Here is a 1808-nt window from a genome sequence, read left to right as displayed (position 1 = left end):
TAATTTTTAGCGATCGCAGCTTTTTTGCCCGATCTCACCAAATCGCGTTGCTCCCCACGGCACTAGAGACAACTGTATAATGCATTGACTCGGCTTGTTTGCTTGTCTTATCCAGTTTTTGGTCTATCAGTGCTGCCCACGCTTCTATCATTGCCTCCATTCTTGCCTGGAGGTCTATGATCGTTTCTTCATATCTGCCCAGTGTCGCCATCATCCTAAAAACTGGATCGTCTGGTGTAATTCCTAGTTGATATGCCCCTTCAACTATGCGTTTTTGTTCTGATGGGGAATAACCTTGTAATGTGTCTTGTAGTGTCATCAATCAAGCCCTAGATATTTAATAGCCAAATTGTTATTCATCACTGAATGACGAAACTTTTTAATCCACTGAAAAATGAAGCTTCTCCAAAATAAAATTATTGAGAGATCCTGGCAGACTTGTGAATATGGTTTATCAGCCTTTTCCATTGCTTGATAATGATTCCGATGTAGAGCCATTAATTCTACTTCTGTCCCTCCTATGATTAACAGCTTTTTCCGCATCTTCTCCTCATATTCTCTAAACTCTGGCGCAAAATGGTAATTTTTCACTACCACGTAGTTAGCGTTAGTGGTCGCGTTCTGGATGATTGCATTTAAGTAATATATACAGTCTTCCCTGTGAGAAATAGGTTGAAGAAATGTTAAATTCCAACCAAATTTTACTACAACCTCAAATAAGCTAGCACTCTCGATATATTGAATTACTTTTTCAATATCTTGTCCGGGCATATCAACAATTATCACATCTAACTCAGGATGATTTAAGTCATCTGCTATTGCATCAGCATCGTCATTTGATAAATCAAACTTCTTAATGGTTGCTATATGTTCATAAGCCTGAAATACAGGGAATGATTCTTGGTTATAAACCTTTATCCGTTTTCCTTGTTGGGCTAACATTTCTAGCAATAGCTTGATAACTGTAGACTTACCTACCCGCGCATCTCCTACAGTTATAATTATTCTCTTTGACATTCTTATTCCTATTCAGATAAAATCTTCTCTATGCCAAATAAATCTTTGATTGGCTTTATTTGCCCTTGGAAGTTGTTCAACCAGCTTAGGATTCTCCCAAATACAGACGGATATTCATCTTGTTCAATCCCTTGTCTAAATGTCATGTTTTTAACATCCAAATAATCGTAAGACTTTTTCGCTAACTTGGGCATAGTTATACTTGTGAAAGTATGACTTTTTGCTTTTACTTGCTGCTCTATTTCTTTTATTTTTTGCGAGTTATCATAAAAATTAAATTGTTCTACCTCTCCGTAAAACAAATTTTTTACTATTACATAATCAACATTATCACCACAGTAACTATAAAGTTCTAATAATTGATTTATACAATCAACTATTGTACTTATAACTACTACTATAGTTACCCGCATTTGACATTTATCATTTACCACGCCTAAAAACCCCATCTCTTTTATTAAAATTTTTAGAGTTGGTAGAAATTGTGATGGCGTTTCTAGTAGTATCAAAGATTGTTCCTCTTGATTCTCCCCCGATTCTTTTGGTTTGGGATACACTAATTCTTTTAAATTATCTACAAATTCGTCTAATTTATCTGAGTTAGATATATCTAAACGTTGAATGTTTGCAGATGTTTCATAAAATCTGATCAAGTGTGGATTAGAATTATCCGCGTCTAACCCGACAAATTTTACTGTGTTATCTATGTAAATTTGCGCTAAACCTCTGGCAAAGGTTGTGATTTGAACGATATTTTTGCCAAACGGTCACGAAATGCTTCAAAACTCATT

General features: G+C 35.3%; 3 protein-coding genes. All 3 read right to left on the bottom strand.

Going from position 1 to position 1808, the window contains the following annotated elements; translation table 11 throughout:
• Window positions 1–34: 34 nt before the first annotated feature.
• From VB740_RS18045 to VB740_RS18035, 3 genes are read right to left on the bottom strand one after another with little or no spacing between them, the layout of a single operon-like run.
• Window positions 35–319, bottom strand: coding sequence for a DUF6753 family protein (locus VB740_RS18045; RefSeq protein ID WP_323201329.1), 285 nt, complete (start codon window positions 317–319; stop codon window positions 35–37).
• On the bottom strand, window positions 319–1017 hold the full coding sequence (locus tag VB740_RS18040) for a hypothetical protein (protein WP_179070167.1): 699 nt from the start codon (window positions 1015–1017) through the stop codon (window positions 319–321). Before VB740_RS18040 ends, VB740_RS18045 begins: the two co-directional genes overlap by 1 nt.
• A gap of 8 nt (window positions 1018–1025) precedes the next feature.
• Window positions 1026–1670 carry a hypothetical protein gene (locus VB740_RS18035; RefSeq protein ID WP_323201328.1) on the bottom strand — a complete coding sequence of 215 codons (645 nt, stop codon included), beginning with the start codon at window positions 1668–1670 and terminating at the stop codon, window positions 1026–1028.
• Window positions 1671–1808: the final 138 nt, after the last annotated feature.

Source organism: Nostoc sp. UHCC 0251, from assembly GCF_034932245.1.
Classification (GTDB): Bacteria; Cyanobacteriota; Cyanobacteriia; order Cyanobacteriales; family Nostocaceae; genus Nostoc.
This window is presented reverse-complemented; position numbering and strand designations above follow the sequence as displayed.

What these genes read in the sequence shown, in the direction of transcription:
- VB740_RS18045 (WP_323201329.1), bottom strand. Translation starts at nt 319, where the DNA reads ATGACACTACAAGACACATTACAAGGTTATTCCCCATCAGAACAAAAA.
- VB740_RS18040 (WP_179070167.1), bottom strand. Translation starts at nt 1,017, where the DNA reads ATGTCAAAGAGAATAATTATAACTGTAGGAGATGCGCGGGTAGGTAAG.